Genomic DNA, 19052 nt, shown 5'->3' with positions numbered 1-19052 from the left:
CTGTATATAAAAACAGTGGAGATACGTTCATGGCAGTGATTACTCAATTTGTCGTGGTAAGAGAAGGGGTTGAGAAAATGACTTTCACATCGAAGAAAGAGGCCGATGCTTACGACAAAATGCTCGATATAGTCGATAATTTAGTACCATTTCTAGCAGCTTCTGATGCTAATTTAGATGATAGTACCTGCGAACAACTCGCTTTCTATTTAGCGAATAATAAAGACGAGTTAGCCAATGTGCTTCGTGGTGTTGTTAAAGCGGCTACACCTGCAGAAACAAAGCAAAAGAAAAAGGTCGTTAAACAAGATTAATTTCAAATAATAAAAACTACTGCTAACCTATGGGTTAAATTAGTCAAAGTAATATTTTGGGATCAAGGAATTACAATGAAAGTTGAGTTTTATCGAACGTTAACTCGTCAAGTGGAAGCCTTAATGGCAGGTGAGGACGATATTATTGCTGCAATGGCAAATTTTTCTGCATTAATAAACGACAATCTAGATGATTTAAACTGGGCTGGTTTCTATATTACTAAAGGTGAGCAACTTGTACTTGGCCCGTTTCAAGGTAAAGTAGCTTGTACCAGAATACCTTGGGGTAAAGGCGTTTGTGGTACGGCCGCTGCACTAAATCAGACCCAAAGAGTAGCAGATGTTCATCAGTTTGAAGGACATATTGCATGTGATTCAGCTAGTAATTCAGAAATCGTTGTACCCGTTCGCCAAAATGGTAAGGTCATTGCGGTACTTGATATAGACAGCCCATCACTCCATCGTTTTGACCAAGATGATCAAGATGGGATTGAATTACTGGTAAAACAGTTTGAAACTTGCCTATTTGATTAAATTGCAGGCAAAAAATAGTAAATGATTGTCGCAATCGCTGCTGTGAGCTTTATAATAGCCTGCTTGAGCATTCACATATCTGTGAAAAGCCAAATAGATGCTAGTGTAAATAGCTGAAAATTTGTTAGAGTTTGTTTCAGAGGCTTTAGCAAAACGGCTGTTAATGCTAATTTGTAGGCTAAGTGTCAGTAAACTGAAAAACTTAGCAAAAGATGAACGACTACAGGCTTATTTATATCTGCCGATTTAGTCCCCTTATTTAACGTGGAAGTAAAAATGGAATCAACAGACAAGTTGACCGACACCAACGCAATTTTAGCGTTTTTATATGAAACCTTTCCTGCATGCTTTATTGCAGAGGGCGACACAAAGCCATTAAAAATTGGTTTATTTCAAGATTTGGCTGAACGGTTAGCTGATGATTCTAGGGTTAGTAAAACACAACTTCGTGTTGCTTTACGTCGTTACACTAGCAGCTGGAGATACCTTAAAGGTGTTAAAGTTGGTGTGCAGCGTGTTGATTTAGACGGCAATGAATGTGGCGCCTTAGAGCAAGAGCATATTGATCATGCTCAAGCCACGTTGAAAGAGAGCCAAGATAAAGCCAAAGCTAAACGTCAAGCTCTAGCGCCCAAGCCTGCTGCTAAAAAACCTGCTAAGAAAGCGGTTCCCAAAGCTCGTCCAGAAGCTAAAAAAGAGCGCCCAGTTATAGTGGCTGCGCCGGTTGTTAATCTAGTACCTGCAAAAATGGAAGATTTATCCACCAACCAACGTGTAAACGTGAAATTAGGTGCATCGCCAGTTGCTGGAACGATTACCGACATTAAGAAAGAAGATGTCCATGTTCAGTTAGATTCTGGCTTGAGCATCAAAGTACGTGTAGCCCACATACTATTATAAAATTTAAAGGAGTAACTTGTTGATGCGAAAACTTACATTGGCCGCGTCAATTGCTTGTGCATTCGTCGGATTTTCTGCATGGGCAATTTCACCAACGATTCAAATCAGCGAGTTACCCAAACTAGCCCAAGAGCCTCAACATCAGGCTGCGAGCAAGCGAGTGACAAATTTGTTTACTCGTGCGCATTATCATCGTTTTGACCTTGATGATGCTTTTTCAGAACAGATATACTCACGATTTTTAGAGCAGCTCGATTATCGCCGCAATGTATTGACTCAAGCAGATATTAATAACTTTGACCAATATAAAAGTCAGTTTGATGACATGGTAAAAGCGGGTGATATATCACCTGCATATAAAATGTTTGATTTACTGCAGATTCGTCGTTACGAGCGTTTTGCCTATGCTTTGACTTTGTTACAAGCAGAATTCGATTTTGCTAAAGAAGGTGACGCTTATGAATTCGATCGTAAAGATGCAGCATGGCCAAAAGATGACGCTGAGCTTAATGAGTTATGGCGTCAACGTGTTAAATATGATGCGTTAAATCTCAAGTTAACGGGCAAAAAATGGGATGAGATTGTTGAAATCTTAACCAAGCGATATGACAATGCGATTAAACGTCTAAGTCAAACTAATAGTGAAGATGTATTTCAAACTGTTATGAATGCCTTTGCTAGAACTGTCGAACCACACACCAGTTATTTATCGCCACGCAATGCCGAGCGATTCCAAATGGAGATGAACCTAAGTCTTGAGGGTATTGGTGCTGTTTTACAAATGGACGATGACTACACCGTCATTAAAAGTTTGGTTGCAGGTGGTCCAGCTGCATTAAGTGAAAAGCTGTCACCGGAAGATAAAATCGTTGGTGTTGGCCAAAAAGGTAAAGACATTGTTGATGTTATCGGTTGGCGTTTAGATGATGTTGTTGAGCTTATTAAAGGGCCTAAAGGCAGTGAAGTTGTGCTGCAGATTTTGCCTAAAAAAGGTGGCGCCAATGCTAAACCTTTTGATGTGACCATTATTCGAGACAAAATTCGTTTAGAAGATCGTGCAGCCAATTCTAAAGTAATTGAGCCTAGCGCAGGTGAGTTTGCTCATCGTAAAGTCGGCGTTATTCAAATTCCTGGCTTTTATATGAACCTATCTGAAGATGTAGCTAAAGAATTGGCGAAGTTGAAAGAAGCTGAAGTCGAAGGTGTGGTTATTGACTTACGTGGTAATGGCGGTGGTGCCCTCACTGAAGCCACATTACTCACTGGATTGTTTATCGATGCAGGACCTGTTGTGCAAATTCGTGATGCCAATGGTCGAGTAAACCAAAATAGCGATAATGATGGTAGAAGTACTTATGACGGCCCACTCTCAGTGATGGTTGACCGCTACAGTGCATCAGCATCAGAAATTTTCGCTGCAGCTTTACAAGACTACGAACGTGCACTGATTGTAGGTGAATCAACATTTGGTAAGGGAACGGTTCAGCAGCATAAAAGCCTAGGTCGTATTTATGATATGTATGACAAGCCTATTGGCCATGTACAGTACACCATTGCTAAGTTTTATCGTATTAATGGCGGTAGTACCCAACTTAAGGGCGTGACTCCTGACATTTTGTTCCCGAGTGCACTAGATGCCGGTGAATATGGTGAGTCAGAAGAGAAAAATGCGCTGCCTTGGGACAAGGTTCCTGTAGCTCAATACGGTGCACTTGGTAGTATATTCCCTGAATTAGTTACTCAACTTGATACTAAGCATAGACAGCGTATAAGTGCTGACGTAGAGTTTGGCTATATCTATGAAGATATTGCAGAATTCAAAAAGCATCATAATGATAAAACAATATCTTTAGTGGAAAGTACACGAATAAAATCACGTGAAGACGATGAAAAACGTGCATTAGATCGTACTAATAAACGTCGTGTCAGCGACGGGCTACAGGTGGTTAAGTCTTTAGATGATATTGAAGACGACAAAGATGCTAAAGTCCCAGATCCATTCTTAGATGAAACAGCCTTAATTATGCTGGATATGGTAGACGCGAAAAAGTTAGCTAAAGCACCAACTCTCTAGCTAAAAAAATATATTAAAAACGCGCATTTGCGCGTTTTTTGTTATAAAAATATAAATTATGCAAGGAAATACAATGTCTGAAGCTCAGGTTAAGCATTTAAAAGATTATACCGCACCAACTTTTACTATTAGTCATATTGATCTGAATGTGATTTTAGATGGTGAGAATACTAAGGTGATAGCACTGAGTAAGATAACGCGCACTAACTCACACCAATTAGATTTGATATTAGATGGTGAACAGCTCAACTTGGTTTCGGTGAAATTAAATGGTAAAGCGTGTGAATATCGTCAAACTGAAAGTCAATTAGTGGTTGTTACAGATGAGACAGAGTTTGAATTAGAAATTACGACCGCGTTAGATCCTGAAGCAAACACCAGCCTTGAAGGATTATATATGTCTGATGGAGCATATTGCACACAATGTGAAGCAGAAGGCTTTAGACGTATTACTTATTTCTTGGACCGCCCGGACGTGTTAGCGACCTACACAGTTCGAGTCGAAGCTGATAAAGCTCAATTCCCTTATTTATTGAGCAATGGAAACCTAATTGAAACAGGCGAAATGCCGCGCTCTGGCCGTCACTTTGTCCGTTGGCAAGACCCGTTCCCAAAACCAAGCTATTTGTTTGCATTGGTTGCAGGTGATTTTGATATGCTTGAAGATCACTTTATTACTCAATCTGGCCGCGATGTGAAGTTACAGGTATTTGTTGATAAAGGTAATTTACATAAATCTGCTCACGCTATGGCATCACTTAAAAAATCAATGAAGTGGGATGAAGACAGGTTTGGGTTAGAGTACGATCTTGATATTTATATGATTGTTGCTGTTGATTTCTTCAACATGGGCGCAATGGAAAATAAAGGTCTCAATGTATTCAACACAAAATATGTGCTTGCTGACAAAGCGAGTGCTACTGATGAGGATTATCATGGCATCGAATCTGTTGTGGGGCATGAGTATTTTCATAATTGGACTGGTAACCGTGTGACATGCCGTGATTGGTTTCAGTTGAGCCTTAAAGAAGGCTTGACTGTTTTTCGTGATCAAGAATTTAGCTCTGATATTGGTTCACGTGCCGTTAATCGTATTCAGGCCATTAAGGTTATGAAGAATCAGCAATTTGCTGAAGACTCAGGTCCTATGTCTCATCCTATTCGACCAGAATCTGTAATAGAAATGAATAATTTCTACACAGTGACTGTTTATAATAAAGGTGCTGAAGTGATTAGAATGATGCATACCATTCTTGGCGAGCAAGGTTTTCAAGCTGGAATGAAATGTTATTTTGACCGTCATGACGGTCAAGCTGTGACCTGTTATGACTTTGTCAACGCAATGGAAGATGCCAGCGGTAATGATTTACAACAGTTCCGACGTTGGTATACCCAAGCAGGCACCCCGGTAGTTGCGGTTGAAGATACATTTGATAACACAACAGGTTTATACACTTTAACGATTAAACAATCTGTTGAAAGCCAGGGAATAAAAGGTCAAAATCTACATATTCCTTTTAGCATCGAGTTAATTAATCTTGACGGTAGCTCAATTGTCAATCAAGTACTGGACGTTAAAAAATCTTCTCAACAATTTGTCTTTGAAGGATTTAGTGAGAAGCCAGTTGCTTCTCTCTTGCAAGACTTTTCAGCACCTGTGAAATTACAGTATGCATTTAACGTTGAACAATTGGTTCATATCATGCGCTTTGCTTCAAGTGAGGTGGCACGTTGGGAAGCCTCAGTTCAATTATTTAGTCAATCGGTTTGGGACAATGTTTCACTGTTAACAGATAAGCAAGTCATGTCTGTTGACGCTGGCGTTATTGAGGCATTTCGAGGTGTAATTTTAGACCCCGCACTCGATCATGCTTTGGTTGCTGAAATATTGAATCTACCGTCTGCATCCTCTCTGATCGAGCAGGTTGATAAGCTTGACTTAGATGCGTTGCAAGTGGCAAGAGAGTTCGTTGTTGAAGAAATTGCATCAGCTTGTCAAGATGAGTTACTAGCAAGATATAGACAACTCTCAGTTATTGATAACGCTGCAGAACGTGCATTTAAAAATGCATCATTGTTATTGCTTGCGAGTGTTTCACAAGAGTATGAGCCATTAGTAATTGAGCAATTTAACCACTCAATTAATATGACAGACAGTCTTGCTGCTCTTAAAGCTGCAACTGTTGGACAGTTTGATTGTTTAGCTGAGTTACTTGAGGCATTCGAATCTACATGGCTCACAACACCATTAGTGATGGATAAGTGGTTTATGTTACAGGCATTATCCAATACCGATAATGTGATTGACGCAATTAAGCAGTTGACGCATCACAATAGCTTCAGTTTTAGTAACCCGAATCGTATTAGATCATTAATCGGTGCTTTTGTTTCTGGTAATACTTATCAATTCCACCGCAAAGATGGCGCAGGTTATACTTTTTTAACTGACATTTTGATTAAGCTAAATAAGACTAATCCGCAGGTAGCATCAAGAATGATTACGCCTTTGATCCAATTTGCGAAGTATGATGACGGCAGGCAGCAAATGATGAAACAGTCATTAATGACGCTGCAGAATCTGCCTAACTTATCTAAAGACCTTTACGAGAAGGTGAATAAAGCGCTCAGTTAAACTCTAAATAAAACGGAAGGGGGTTAACTCTCCCTTCTTTTTAATTTTATTGCTGAATATTATATGGAGGCCCTGTGGAGTTTTATTTTTCTATTTATATTAGCTACATAAAGTTTTCTTCATACTATCAGGGTTATAGTGATTCTGTTGCTTTAACAGATGTTAAAGGTCGACACTTGCAAATTAACGCTAAATATTTCAGACCTTTTTTGACGCTAAATGGTATTAAGGGCCAATTTAAGTTGGAGTTAGACAGTCAAGGTAGATATAAGTCACTAACTAAGTTAGAGTAATTACTTCAAACGTTTGATTTATTGATTTTGATGTTAAGCCATCAAACTAATTTTGAATAAACTACTGAAATAAAATGTATTTAATTATTTGTCATCAACTCATTTTCGGTTCCCTAAACTCAATTCAAATATAGCACTCATTCTAGTTGTAGCATTCTCGTTAACCACGTTAATTTTATTATATATTTTCTTTATTTTGGCCTTGCTCAACAAGGTTAAATACTGTAACAATGGTGTTGCCTGTGGGCTAACAAGATGTTGGTTTAAATTCCTATAACAACGATTCCAGCAGGTTACGGAGATAAGCTAAAATGAATATTGTTAAGAAAAAATTTAACAAGTCGGCAATTACTTTGGGGGTAATGTCGGCTTTGTGTTTTGGAATGAGTCAAAATGCTTCTGCTGCCTCGTTTGACTGGGGCGATGTAGAAGGTACTTTCGATTCTACCTGGACAGTCGGCGCTAGCTGGCGTGTCGGTGAACGTGACTGGGAAGGCCAAATTGGTAAGGTTAATCAACCACAATTTGATTGGTCTGGTTATTCTGCATTTAGTAACACTAAATATACATCCGCTGAAATTTGGGCTCAACCAGGCTCTTATTCAAGTAATAACGATTTAAGTAATTTACTTTACTCACAAGGTGACACGACCTCTGAAATCGTAAAGGGATTACATGAGTTATCCCTCAAATATGAAAATTATGGTTTGTTTGTTCGTGGTATGTATTTCTATGATCGCAAATTAAACGATGGTAATTATGATTTTAATGACCCATTAACGGGTAATAGTTTTGATCCTTGTGCCGATGATCGTGCATCAGAAGTGCAATGTAAAGATGTCCGTTTATTAGATGCTTTTGTTTATGCTAATTGGGATTTAAATGACGGCCAAAATCCATTAACGGTCAGACTCGGTAATCAAGTTGTTTCTTGGGGCGAAAGTACATTAATTCCACACGGTATTGGTGTAATAAACCCTGTGGATTTAAACATCCTTAATGCCCCAGGTGCTGAGCTTAAAGAAGCATTCCGTCCACAAGGTATGGTATGGGCTTCTTTAGGGCTAACTGAAAACCTCAATGTTGAAGCTTTTTACCAATACCAGTGGGAACCAATTTGGGTACCTACACCGGGTTCTAATTTCGCAACAAATGATTTTGCCGGTTTTGGTGGCTATAATCAAAATGCGCAATTAGGCTTTAACTCTAATCCAGACATTAACTTAGACTTTTTAATATCTGAATATAAGAAAATATATACCAATGCAGCGGCCACTGGTTTTAATCCTGCAATGGCTTCAGCAATGACAGCATATTCAACTAAAGTAGCATTAATTCAAGATGAGGCGACACCAAGTGATGATGGCCAGTACGGCCTTAAACTAGGTTTTTATTCTCCTGAATTAAATGAAACAGAGTTTGGTTTATATTACATGAATTACCATAGCCGCCGTCCACTTATTAGTGGCACAGCGTCTAATTTTACTGCAGCAGGTATTGGTGGTGATTATGCTAAATTAGCCGCTAGCCAAGGTAAAATTGATCGTGAATTGTTACTTAGTATGGAGACTTTTACTAAAGCACAAATTGTCTATCCAGAAGACATTCAACTATATGGATTCAGCTTTAATACTTTAGTGGGTGATACGTCTGTTGCTGGTGAAATTGCGCACCGTGTAGATGAACCACTTCAAATTGATGACGTTGAATTGCTTTTTGCTGCTATGCCTCAACAGCTAGCTAATGCTGGTCTTCGCCCTGATTTAGATGGTATATCTCAAATGGATGTTGCTGCACCAGGAGCAACCGTTGATGGCTTTATTCAGCTAGATACTACTCAAGCACAAATGACACTGACACACTTATTTGGTCCTACATTAGGAACAGATAACTTAACTATGTTGGCCGAAATTGGTGGTGTGTGGATTCACGATATGCCAGGTTTTGATGAATTGCGCTTAAATGGTCCTGGAACCGGACGTTCTGGTGGTAATCCAGATATGACTGGTATTATTCAAGCTTTACATAATGGTCCTGAAACCAATCCATTCCCAACTGATTTCGCCTGGGGATATCGTTTAGTGGCTAAAGCCGATTTTAATAATGTATTTGCCGGTGTTAACATGGCGCCACGTATTATTTTCTCTCACGATGTTGACGGGATTACACCAGATCCAATGTTTTTATTCACCGAAGGTAAAAAGTCAGTAGCTTTAGGGCTTAACTTTGATTATCAGAATCGTTGGGGCGTAGATTTCTCTTACAACAGCTTCTTCGGTGGTGTAGGGACAACTAACGCGATGGAAGATAGAGATTATATCTCGTTTAACGTCAAGTATTCGATTTAAAAGGATAATAACAATGAAAAAACTGACGATATTATCGGCAGCAGTTATTTTTGCACTAGGTGCTCCAGTTGCCATAGCTAAAGTATCAGAAGCTGATGCTGCTAAGTTAGGTACAAGCCTAACGCCTATGGGTGCTGAAAAAGCGGGTAACGCAGATGGTTCTATTCCAGCGTGGGATGGCGGAATTACTAAGCCGGTTGCTGGATATGAAAAAGGAATGCACCATTTAAACCCTTTTCCAAATGATAAAATCTTGTTTACTGTTACCAATGCTAATAAGGCACAGTACAAAGATTTTTTAACGCCGGGTCAGAATAAACTATTTGATTTGTATCCAGATACCTATCAAATGAATGTATATGAAACTCGTCGTTCAGCATCAGTTCCACAGTATGTTTATGATGCCATTAAAGTGAATGCTACTTCTGCGGAATTAATTTCTCAAGGAAACGGTATTTCTGGCGCAACTATTGGGGTGCCATTTCCGTTACCAAATGATGGTCTCGAGGTAATTTGGAACCATATATTACGCTATCGTGGTGTCGATGTAGAAACTTACCGTAGCCAAGCAGCACCTACTTCTGGAGGTTCATACACTCTGGTTGAAAATGCTGAAGAAATACGTTTTGAGTATACTCGTCCAGAAATTACTTTAGATAAGTTAAAAGAAACCAACACTCTATTTTATTTCAAGCAAGTGGTAACACAGCCAGCACGTCTTGCTGGAACGGCATTACTTGTAAAAGAAACCATGGATCAAGAAGCATTACCGCGTCAGGCGTGGACTTATAACACAGGACAACGTCGCGTGCGTAAGGCACCTAACGTTGCTTTTGATACGCCTGGTACAGTGTCTGATGGTTTGAGAACCACGGACGATTTCGACATGTTTAATGGCTCACCAGTTCGCTATAACTGGGAATTAGTCGGTAAAAAGGAAATATTTATTCCTTATAACGATTATAAGCTTCATTCAAGTGAGCTTAAATATGATCAAATTTTAAAGCCTGGTCATATTAATCCTGAATATGCGCGTTGGGAAAAACACCGTGTTTGGGAAGTGAAAGCGACCTTGAAAGAAGGCATGCGTCATATTTATAAAACCCGTGTTTTCTACATTGATGAAGATTCTTGGCAGGTATCGTTAACTGATATGTATGATAACCGCGATGAGCTATACCGTGTCGGCACAGCACATACTATTAACTATTATGAAGTGCCTACATTATGGAGTACCTTAGAAATATTCCATGACCTTCAATCTCGTCGTTATTTGGCGATGGGCTTAGACAATGAAGGCCGTATGTATAACTTTGATGCAAACCTATCAGAGTCTAACTTTACCCCTGATGCACTTCGTCGTGCGGGTATTCGTTAATTTAGGTTAGTTTGTTCAATATTAGTTTTTAGATAAAAGGGGCGCATTGCGCCCCTAAATTTAAGGAAGTTTGTATGAAGGTTAGCATGCTTCGCAGTGCTGTCGCGATAGGATTAAGTGCATGTTTATATACTGCTTCGGTCAATGCACAACTTGATCCTTTAACAGTCCAAATTCAAACGCTTGCTCAAACATCACTTATTACGGATGTTGTCAATGCAGGCGATAAATTAGTCGCTGTTGGCCAACGTGGTCATGTCTTAGTATTTGATAAGCAATGGCTGCAAGTTTCTACACCTGTTGTCACCCAATTGACGAAAGCTTTTTTTCTGAACGATACATTAGGCTGGGCAGTTGGTCACGATGCAACTATTATTCACACCAATGATGGTGGAATGACCTGGTCTTTACAGATGCAATCGACCGAGTTAGAAAAGCCTTTTCTAGACGTTCGTTTTTTCTCTGAGCAACATGGTATAGCAATTGGTGCATATGGTTTATTCTATCGCACTGAAGATGGTGGTAAAACCTGGCAAGATGAGTTTCATCAAGAATTATTGTTTGAAGAAGACGTGTCTTATTTGAACGATTTAAAACAACAAGATCAACAGCTTTACTTGTCTGAAAGAGCAGCCTTGCTACCTCATTTTAATCGTGTCATTAACTTAGATGATCAGCGTTTGTTGTTAGTTGGCGAGTTAGGGTTAGTTGCGGTGTCTACTGACATGGGACGTTCTTTTGAACGAGTCGATTTTGATTATGATGGTTCAATGTTTAATGCTATCACCGTCGATAATAATGTTTATGTAATGGGCTTGCGTGGCCATGTGTTCCAAGCATCATCAGATTTAGACGTTTGGCAACAAATTGAATTACCTGTTGAATCATCGATTAACGGTGCTTTAGTTAATGATGGTGATTTATATCTTGTAGGAAATGCAGGTATTGTTTTAAAAGTTGATGATGGAAAAGCTGAAATAGTGGCACGTCGTCAAGGTGAAAACATCGTTTCAGTAGCCAAAAGCAAGCAGGGCGATATTTGGTTTGCGGGTTCAAAAGGGCTGTTTCAGCTGCCTAAATAACTTTTACTAAAACAAAAACAACAATAATAATAGGGCCGACAAGATGTTAGAAAAACTGGTCAATAGTTTTGAAACTCACTTATTCCGTAATCGGATGTGGGTTATTATTTCATTTATTTTCATCACGGTATTTCTAGGATATCAAGCAAGCCAGCTTAAAATGGATGCGGCTTTTAGTAAGAATATTCCACTTCAGCATACCTACATGCAAACCTATACCAAACACCAAAAAGATTTTGGCGGTGCTAATGGGATCATGGTCGCGGTTGAAGACACCAGTGGTAATATATTTAATCCCGAATTTTTTGACGCACTAAAAAAGGTGCACGATGAGCTGTTTTTTATTAACGGTGTTGAGCGCTCACAAGTTAAATCACTCTATTCTCCTTCAACACGCTTTACTGAAGTGGTTGAAGATGGTTTTGCGGGCGGTCCAGTTATTCCTGCTGACTTTCAAACCGATGAGTTCGGCCTTAATACTGTTCGCGACAATATTGAAAAAGCAGGTATTGTGGGCCGCTTAATTGCTAATGATTATTCAGCAGCAATTGTTTCAGCTCAATTAATGGATTTTGACCCTGATACCGGTAAACCGCTTGATACTATCGCCTTTGCACAGCAGTTAGAAACGCAACTACGTGGTCAATTTGAAAATGAAAATATTAAAATTCACATCATCGGTTTTGCCAAAATGGCTGGTGATGTGGCCGATGGTGCCAAAGGGGTTTTGCTGTTTTTCTTAATTGCTATCGCAATTACTGCCGTTATGGTTTACCTATTTTCTAAATCAATCACGTTAACTGTCTTGCCATTGCTATGTAGTTTAATGGCGGTTATTTGGCAGTTGGGGCTGCTTACAGTGATTGGATTTGGGTTAGACCCTATGTCGATCCTGGTACCTTTTCTAGTGTTTGCTATTGGTGTCAGCCACGGCGTTCAAATGATTAATGCAGTGCGGCGTAGAGTGCTTGATGGTCAATCAACAAAAGCCGCCGCCGCATCAGCATTTAGAAGCCTATTAGTGCCAGGTGGCATCGCATTATTGTCTGATACGGTAGGTTTTTTAACATTATTAGCCATCGATATTGGTATTATTCGTGAGTTAGCTATATCTGCCTCTCTAGGTGTGGCAGTGATTATCTTAACAAACTTAATTTTGTTGCCTTTGGTTATTTCCTATACCAACTTATCTAATGCCCAAGAAAACCCAGAGCACAAGGCTAAAGTAGAAAACCTTTGGCGTAGCTTGTCCAAATTTGCAACACCAAAGTATGCGGTTGTCGTGTTAAGTTTTACCGCTGTGCTTTATGGTGTTGGCTATATGCAAGCGACTCAAATGAAAATTGGTGACTTAAAAGGTGGCGCTCCAGCGCTGCATCAAGATTCGCGCTATAACCTTGATACTTTTTTCATTACAGATCACTTTTCTATTACTACCGATGTAATGACCATTATTGTTGAAGCTGCACCAGAAGCCTGTACTTATCATTCATTGCTTAATCAAATTGATCAATTTGAATGGATGGTTGCTAACACTCCAGGCGTCGAGTCTACAGCGAGTTTGGCATCGATTGCTAAAGCGGTTAACTCAGGTTTCAACGAAGGTAACCCTAAATGGCAGATATTGCCTCGCACCACAGCTAGCTTAGTTCAAGCGGTTGGGCAAGTGCCTACAACATCGGGGCTACTAAATGGTGATTGCTCAGTGATGCCGGTTTATCTTTTCTTAAAAGATCACAAAGCAGAAACGATTGAGGTAGTTGTCGATAAAGTTAAACAAGTTGCCGCTGAGCTAAATAGCGATAAATTGCAGTTTAAATTAGCTTCTGGTCCAGTTGGCGTTATGGCAGCGACTAATGAAGCCGTTAGCGAAGCACAACTCCCTATGATGATTTACGTCTATGGTGCGGTGTTCTTCCTGTGTTTAATTAGCTTTAAATCACTTAAAGCGACGATTGCTGTAATTATTCCACTTTATGTGGTATCAACCCTTGCACAGGCCTTGATGACATTACTGGATATTGGCCTTGCGGTAAGTACTCTGCCGGTAATCGCATTAGGTGTCGGTATTGGGGTGGACTACGGAATTTATATTCTTTCGACTATGTCAAATAAACTTAGCAACGGCATGCCAGTACAACAGGCTTATTTTGAAGCATTGGTTGAGCGTGGCAGTGCGGTTATATTTACTGGCTTAACTTTAGCCATAGGTGTAAGCACTTGGTTCTTTTCTGCACTTAAATTCCAGATGGACATGGGTATTTTGTTAACCTTTATGTTTTTAGTAAATATGTTAGGCGCAATTATTATTCTGCCAGCACTTTCAGCGCTGTTTTGGCCTAAAAAGAAATAAAAACAATAACTTGACTTAAATGGAGGGCTTAGCCCTCCATTTTTTTTTGCATAGTTAATCTAAAACTTCGAGTTTAATTGCATATTAAACAACAAAAGACTTACGAAACTGTATATCGAGAGGATGTACCACTAAAATTTTCCTCGATATAGCAGCAATTTAGTACTAAGCTCTGCATCAGATCTCAGAAATTGCGTTTCTGAGTTAAACAAGCTGAAGCATCCATAAAATGATAAAAGCGCTGCCATAGACGCTTAAGGAATCTGCAACATGGCCTTTAAAGATGTAATGCCTTCTGTACTATTAGAGAATGTAGTTAATTTGATTCATTCAAAAATTCCTAATTCACAAGCAAAACAAGTTGAGCAATTTGCCCAATGCCTCTATGCCCATATGTCAAGAGACGACCTCAATGTCCGAAATGACAGTGATTTATATGGTGCAGTAGTGAGTCTTTGGAATGCGCTTAATAAAACTGCGACAGGGGATACCCATATTCGCGTGTTCAATCCGACTCAATCAAAACATGGCTGGCAGTCAAGCCATAGTGTGATTGAAGTTATTCAACCCGATATGCCATTCTTAGTTGATTCATTATCTATGGCACTTAACCGCATGGGGATAACCGCTCATGTGATGTTACATACCCCATTAGCTGTGGTGCGTGACAGTAAAGCCGTTACCCAAGTAACGTTTGTCAATAACGCGCCTAAAGCCAGTGATAATATCGCCGTATTCTTAATCGAGATTGATAAGCAAAATAGCGATGCAGACATCAAAGCAATAGAAAAAGAAATTCAATCCGTACTTGCTGATGTTGTCGCCTCTGTTGTTGATTGGGAAGAAATGTCTGCAAAGCTTTCTGACACAATTAAACAATTACCACAGCGCCCTTTTCCTGGAGATAAATCTGAGTTAGAAGAGGCCGTTAATTACCTTACTTATTTAAATAACCATCATTTTACACTTTTAGGCTATCGTTATTACGATCTAAAGCGTGTTGAAGGTGATGTTGAATTAGTTCCTGACTTAGAAAGTAGTTTGGGTTTAATGAGCCGCTCAAAAACAGCGACAAGTGATCGAGGTTTATTGTTGTCGACCTTGTCTGAAAGTGCGCGCCGTGAAGCGTTAGATTCAAGTTTACTTGTGCTGACTAAAAGCTCTGCTAAAAGCCGTGTTCACCGTCCAGCTTATGTCGATTATGTCGGTGTAAAAAGATTCGATAAGAAAGGCAATGTGATTGGTGAAGATCGTTACATTGGTTTATATGCTTCAAATCTCTATAACCGTAGCCCGCGTGAAATTCCATTATTGGCTGAAAAAGTCCAACGCGTACTAGACCAGTCAGGTTTAGCACCACGTTCACATGACTATAAAGCTTTAATGAATATTCTTGAGAACTTGCCTCGCGATGAGCTGATTCAAGCGAAAGTTGAAGAGCTTTCACATATGGCACACGGTGTATTGCAAATGCAAGACCGTGACAAGTTGAAGCTATTTGTGCGCAAAGATGGTTTTGGTCGATTCTTATCGTGTTTAGTGTATGTGTCTAAAGACCGTTATAACACTAAATTCCGCCAGGATACTCAACGCATTCTTGCTCAACACTTTAATAGTAATGAAGATGTAGAATTTACGACTTATTTCTCTGAGTCTACTCTTGCACGTACTCATTACATTATTAAAGTCGACAATAATAATATGGATGTAGATGTGGCTGCGATTGAACATAATCTTATTGAGGCTGCGCGCTCATGGGATGATAAATTACACTCAGCACTTAATAATGCTTTAGGTGAGCAAGCGGGTACCGGGTTAACTAAACGTTACATCAATGCTTTCCCACAAAGTTATAAAGATGATGTATTACCAAGTTCTGCTGTTGTTGATCTTCAACACCTTGAAGCCTTGGATGATGAACATAAACTAGGCATGTTATTCTATCAGCCGCAAGAAACAGCGTTGAATGACAATAAAGTGCGTTTAAAGCTGTTCCATAAAGATGAACCGATCCATTTATCAGATGTGCTACCAATGCTTGAAAACTTTGGTTTACGTGTGATTAATGAGCGCCCATACGAAGTTAAAACCAATGATGGTAATACATTCTGGATTCTTGACTTCTTAATGACAGTTCAAGGTGCTGCAATTGATAATCTTGCCGATAGCCAAGAACGTTTCCAAAATGCTTTGTCATTTGTATGGCAGAAAAAACTAGAAGATGACGGTTTTAACCGTATGGTACTGTCGACTGGTTTGAACGGTCGTGAAGTGTCTATTTTACGTGCATATGCAAAATATATGCGCCAAATTGATGCCACTTTCAGCCAGTCTTACATTGAAGAAACCTTCAGCCGTTATCCAAAACTTGCTGACTTGCTTGTTAAAATGTTTATTCGTAAGTTTAACCCTAAGCTTAAAACGCGCACATTAAGCAAATTCCTAGAGCAAATAGATAAGCAATTAGATGATGTATCAAGCTTAGATGATGACCGTATCATTCGCCGTTACTTAGATTTAATTAACGCGACCTTACGGACTAACTTCTATCAAACTGATGCTAAAGGCGATCATAAAGCTTATACCTCGTTTAAATTTGCACCTAACTTAATTCCGGAAATGCCAAAGCCATTACCGAAATTCGAAATCTTTGTATATTCACCAAGAATCGAAGGTGTGCATTTACGTGGCGGTAAAGTAGCCCGTGGTGGTTTACGTTGGTCTGATAGACGTGAAGACTTCCGCACAGAAGTATTAGGCCTTGTAAAAGCACAGCAAGTCAAAAACACCGTCATTGTACCCGTTGGTGCAAAAGGTGGTTTTGTGTGTAAACAACTGCCTACTGAAGGCGGACGTGAAGCATTCTTTACCGAAGGGCAAGAGTGTTACCGTTTATTTATTCGCGGTTTGTTGGACATTACCGACAATATCAAAAATGGCGAGGTTATTCCGCCAGTTGATGTTGTACGTCACGATGAAGATGATTCATATTTGGTTGTTGCGGCCGACAAAGGCACTGCGACATTCTCAGACATTGCTAACTCAATTGCGATTGAGTACGATTTCTGGCTAGGAGATGCATTTGCTTCTGGCGGCAGTAATGGTTATGACCATAAAAAAATGGGTATTACTGCAAAAGGTGGCTGGGAATCTGTTAAACGTCACTTCCGTGAAATAGGCATTGATTGTCAAACCACAGATTTTACCTGTTTAGGTATAGGTGATATGGCAGGTGATGTGTTTGGTAACGGTATGTTGTTATCTGAGCACACTAAGTTAGTTGCTGCATTTAACCATATGCACATCTTTATTGATCCTAACCCAAATGTTGCTGAAAGCTATATTGAACGTCAGCGTTTATTCGCACTACCACGTTCAAGTTGGGAAGACTACAACGCTAAGTTAATTTCTAAGGGCGGCGGTATTTTCTTACGTTCTGCCAAGTCATTAAAATTGACCCCAGAAATGAAAACCATGTTGTCTACCGATAAAGACAGCATGAACCCAGTCGAATTATTAAAAGAACTGCTTAAAATGCCAGTTGATTTGATGTGGAACGGTGGAATTGGGACTTACGTTAAATCAAGTAAAGAAACCCATGTTGAAGTGGGTGACCGCGCAAACGATGCATTGCGTGTCAATGGCAATGAAATGCGAGTTAAAATCGTCGGTGAGGGTGGTAACTTAGGTTGTACTCAACTTGGGCGTATAGAATACGCGGCGAATGGCGGGCGTATTAATACCGATTTCGTTGATAACGTAGGCGGTGTTGATTGTTCTGATAACGAAGTAAACATCAAAATCTTCTTGAATACTTTAGTTGCCGAAGGTGAGCTAACTGTTAAGCAGCGTAACCGTATCCTTGAAGAAATGACCGATGAGGTCGGTGAAATTGTACTGCAGGATTGTAAAGATCAAACACGTACAATTTCTGTGACTCAAGTTCATGGTGTTTCTCAGCTTAAAGAACAGATCCGTTTCATTCAGTATTTAGAAAAAGAAGGCAAGTTAGATCGTGCCCTTGAATTCTTACCAACTGATGATGATTTGGCCGAGCGTTTAGCCAATGGTCGTGCTTTAACCCGTCCAGAGCTATCAGTTTTAGTTGCATATGCGAAAATGGTGCTTAAAGAGCAGTTAGTGACCCCTGAAATTACTGAAGACAGTTTCTTAAGTAAATTGCTAGTGGCTTACTTTCCGAAAAAACTTCAAGCTAAATACGCCCATAAGATGGTACAGCATCCTCTTCGCGGTGAAATTATTGCAACATCATTAGCAAATGAGCTAGTTAATGATATGGGCTTCAATTTTGTACAACGTATGCAAGATGAGACTGGTGCCACAGTAGCTGAAGCGGCCATTTGTTACACTATGGCCCGTGAAGTGTTCGGTTTAGATGAATTAACTAAATCAATTACTGATTTAAACGGTGTAATTCCAGCAGTTGTACAGGGTGAGATGTTGCACCAGTTACGTCGTAATATGCGTCGTGCTTGTCGCTGGTTTATCCGTCATCGTAATCGTAGTCATAATATTGAACAAACAGTTGAGTTCTTTAAGCCAGTATTTGAAAAGCTTAAAGACAATGTAGATCAATATATGATAGCTGCCGAAGTTAAAGCGATATCTGCAGAGATTAATTCGCTTACAAAAGAAAATGTGCCAATGTCAGTTGCAACAGTGGTTGCTAAAATGAGCACATTATTCTCGGCGCTTGATATCGCACAAATTGCTGAAATTGAAAATAAATCACTCGACTTAGTGTCTGCAACCTACTTTAAACTAGGTGCAAAAGTTGAGCTGCATTGGTTCTTAGAGCAAATTAGTGCGCAACCAGTGGCAAACCATTGGCAAGCATTAGCTCGTGCAGCTTTCCGTGAAGAATTGGACTGGCAGCAACGTGCATTAAGCTCAGCGGTACTTCGTACTTGTAGTGATACTTGTGATGCAGATATTGTGATTAATCAATGGATAAAGAGTAATAAAACCTTGCTTCAACGTTGGTATCACATGTTAGCTGACTTTAAAGTATCGCAAACACATGAGTTTGCTAAGTTCTCAGTCGCCCTACGTGAACTTAATTTGCTTATTTTGCATTGTGAAGGTCAGAAGTAATTCTTTATAATGTGAACTAGCCCTGGCGA

The 19052-nt window shown here is 39.6% G+C and carries 11 protein-coding genes; all 11 read left to right on the top strand.

What is annotated here, in order from left to right; translation table 11 throughout:
• Positions 1-29: 29 nt before the first annotated feature.
• Positions 30-314, top strand: a complete 285-nt coding sequence (locus FJ709_RS10650; RefSeq protein ID WP_226410042.1) for a YebG family protein — start codon at positions 30-32, stop codon at positions 312-314.
• A gap of 75 nt (positions 315-389) precedes the next feature.
• Complete coding sequence (locus FJ709_RS10645) at positions 390-848, top strand: GAF domain-containing protein (protein WP_226410041.1); 459 nt, start codon at positions 390-392, stop codon at positions 846-848.
• A gap of 276 nt (positions 849-1124) precedes the next feature.
• Positions 1125-1748 carry an RNA chaperone ProQ gene (gene proQ, locus FJ709_RS10640; protein WP_226410040.1) on the top strand — a complete coding sequence of 208 codons (624 nt, stop codon included), beginning with the start codon at positions 1125-1127 and terminating at the stop codon, positions 1746-1748.
• A gap of 22 nt (positions 1749-1770) precedes the next feature.
• Positions 1771-3822: a carboxy terminal-processing peptidase gene (gene prc, locus FJ709_RS10635; protein ID WP_226410039.1), complete on the top strand. Its 2052-nt coding sequence runs from the start codon at positions 1771-1773 to the stop codon at positions 3820-3822.
• 73 nt (positions 3823-3895) lie between these two features.
• A complete protein-coding gene (pepN, locus tag FJ709_RS10630) occupies positions 3896-6454 on the top strand; it encodes an aminopeptidase N (protein WP_226410038.1) in 2559 nt (852 codons plus the stop codon).
• A 74-nt stretch (positions 6455-6528) separates the two neighbouring features.
• Positions 6529-6747: a DUF2835 family protein gene (locus FJ709_RS10625; protein ID WP_226410037.1), complete on the top strand. Its 219-nt coding sequence runs from the start codon at positions 6529-6531 to the stop codon at positions 6745-6747.
• Between the two features lie 311 nt (positions 6748-7058).
• On the top strand, positions 7059-9095 hold the full coding sequence (locus tag FJ709_RS10620; RefSeq protein WP_226410036.1) for a DUF1302 domain-containing protein: 2037 nt from the start codon (positions 7059-7061) through the stop codon (positions 9093-9095).
• 13 nt (positions 9096-9108) lie between these two features.
• On the top strand, positions 9109-10473 hold the full coding sequence (locus FJ709_RS10615; protein ID WP_226410035.1) for a DUF1329 domain-containing protein: 1365 nt from the start codon (positions 9109-9111) through the stop codon (positions 10471-10473).
• A gap of 74 nt (positions 10474-10547) precedes the next feature.
• Complete coding sequence (locus FJ709_RS10610) at positions 10548-11555, top strand: WD40/YVTN/BNR-like repeat-containing protein (RefSeq protein ID WP_226410034.1); 1008 nt, start codon at positions 10548-10550, stop codon at positions 11553-11555.
• Positions 11556-11598: 43 nt separating this feature from the next.
• The gene (locus tag FJ709_RS10605) at positions 11599-13908 is read left to right on the top strand and encodes an efflux RND transporter permease subunit (protein WP_226410033.1); all 2310 of its coding nucleotides are present in this window, start codon (positions 11599-11601) and stop codon (positions 13906-13908) included.
• Between the two features lie 270 nt (positions 13909-14178).
• Positions 14179-19023 (top strand): NAD-glutamate dehydrogenase, encoded by a 4845-nt coding sequence (locus FJ709_RS10600; RefSeq protein ID WP_226410032.1) that lies wholly within the window; start codon positions 14179-14181, stop codon positions 19021-19023.
• Positions 19024-19052 lie beyond the last annotated feature (29 nt).

The organism is Shewanella glacialimarina, from assembly GCF_020511155.1.
In the GTDB taxonomy this organism is placed as follows: domain Bacteria; phylum Pseudomonadota; class Gammaproteobacteria; order Enterobacterales; family Shewanellaceae; genus Shewanella; species Shewanella glacialimarina.
Note: the sequence above shows the minus strand (reverse complement) of the source record. Positions and strands in the feature narration are given on the sequence as shown.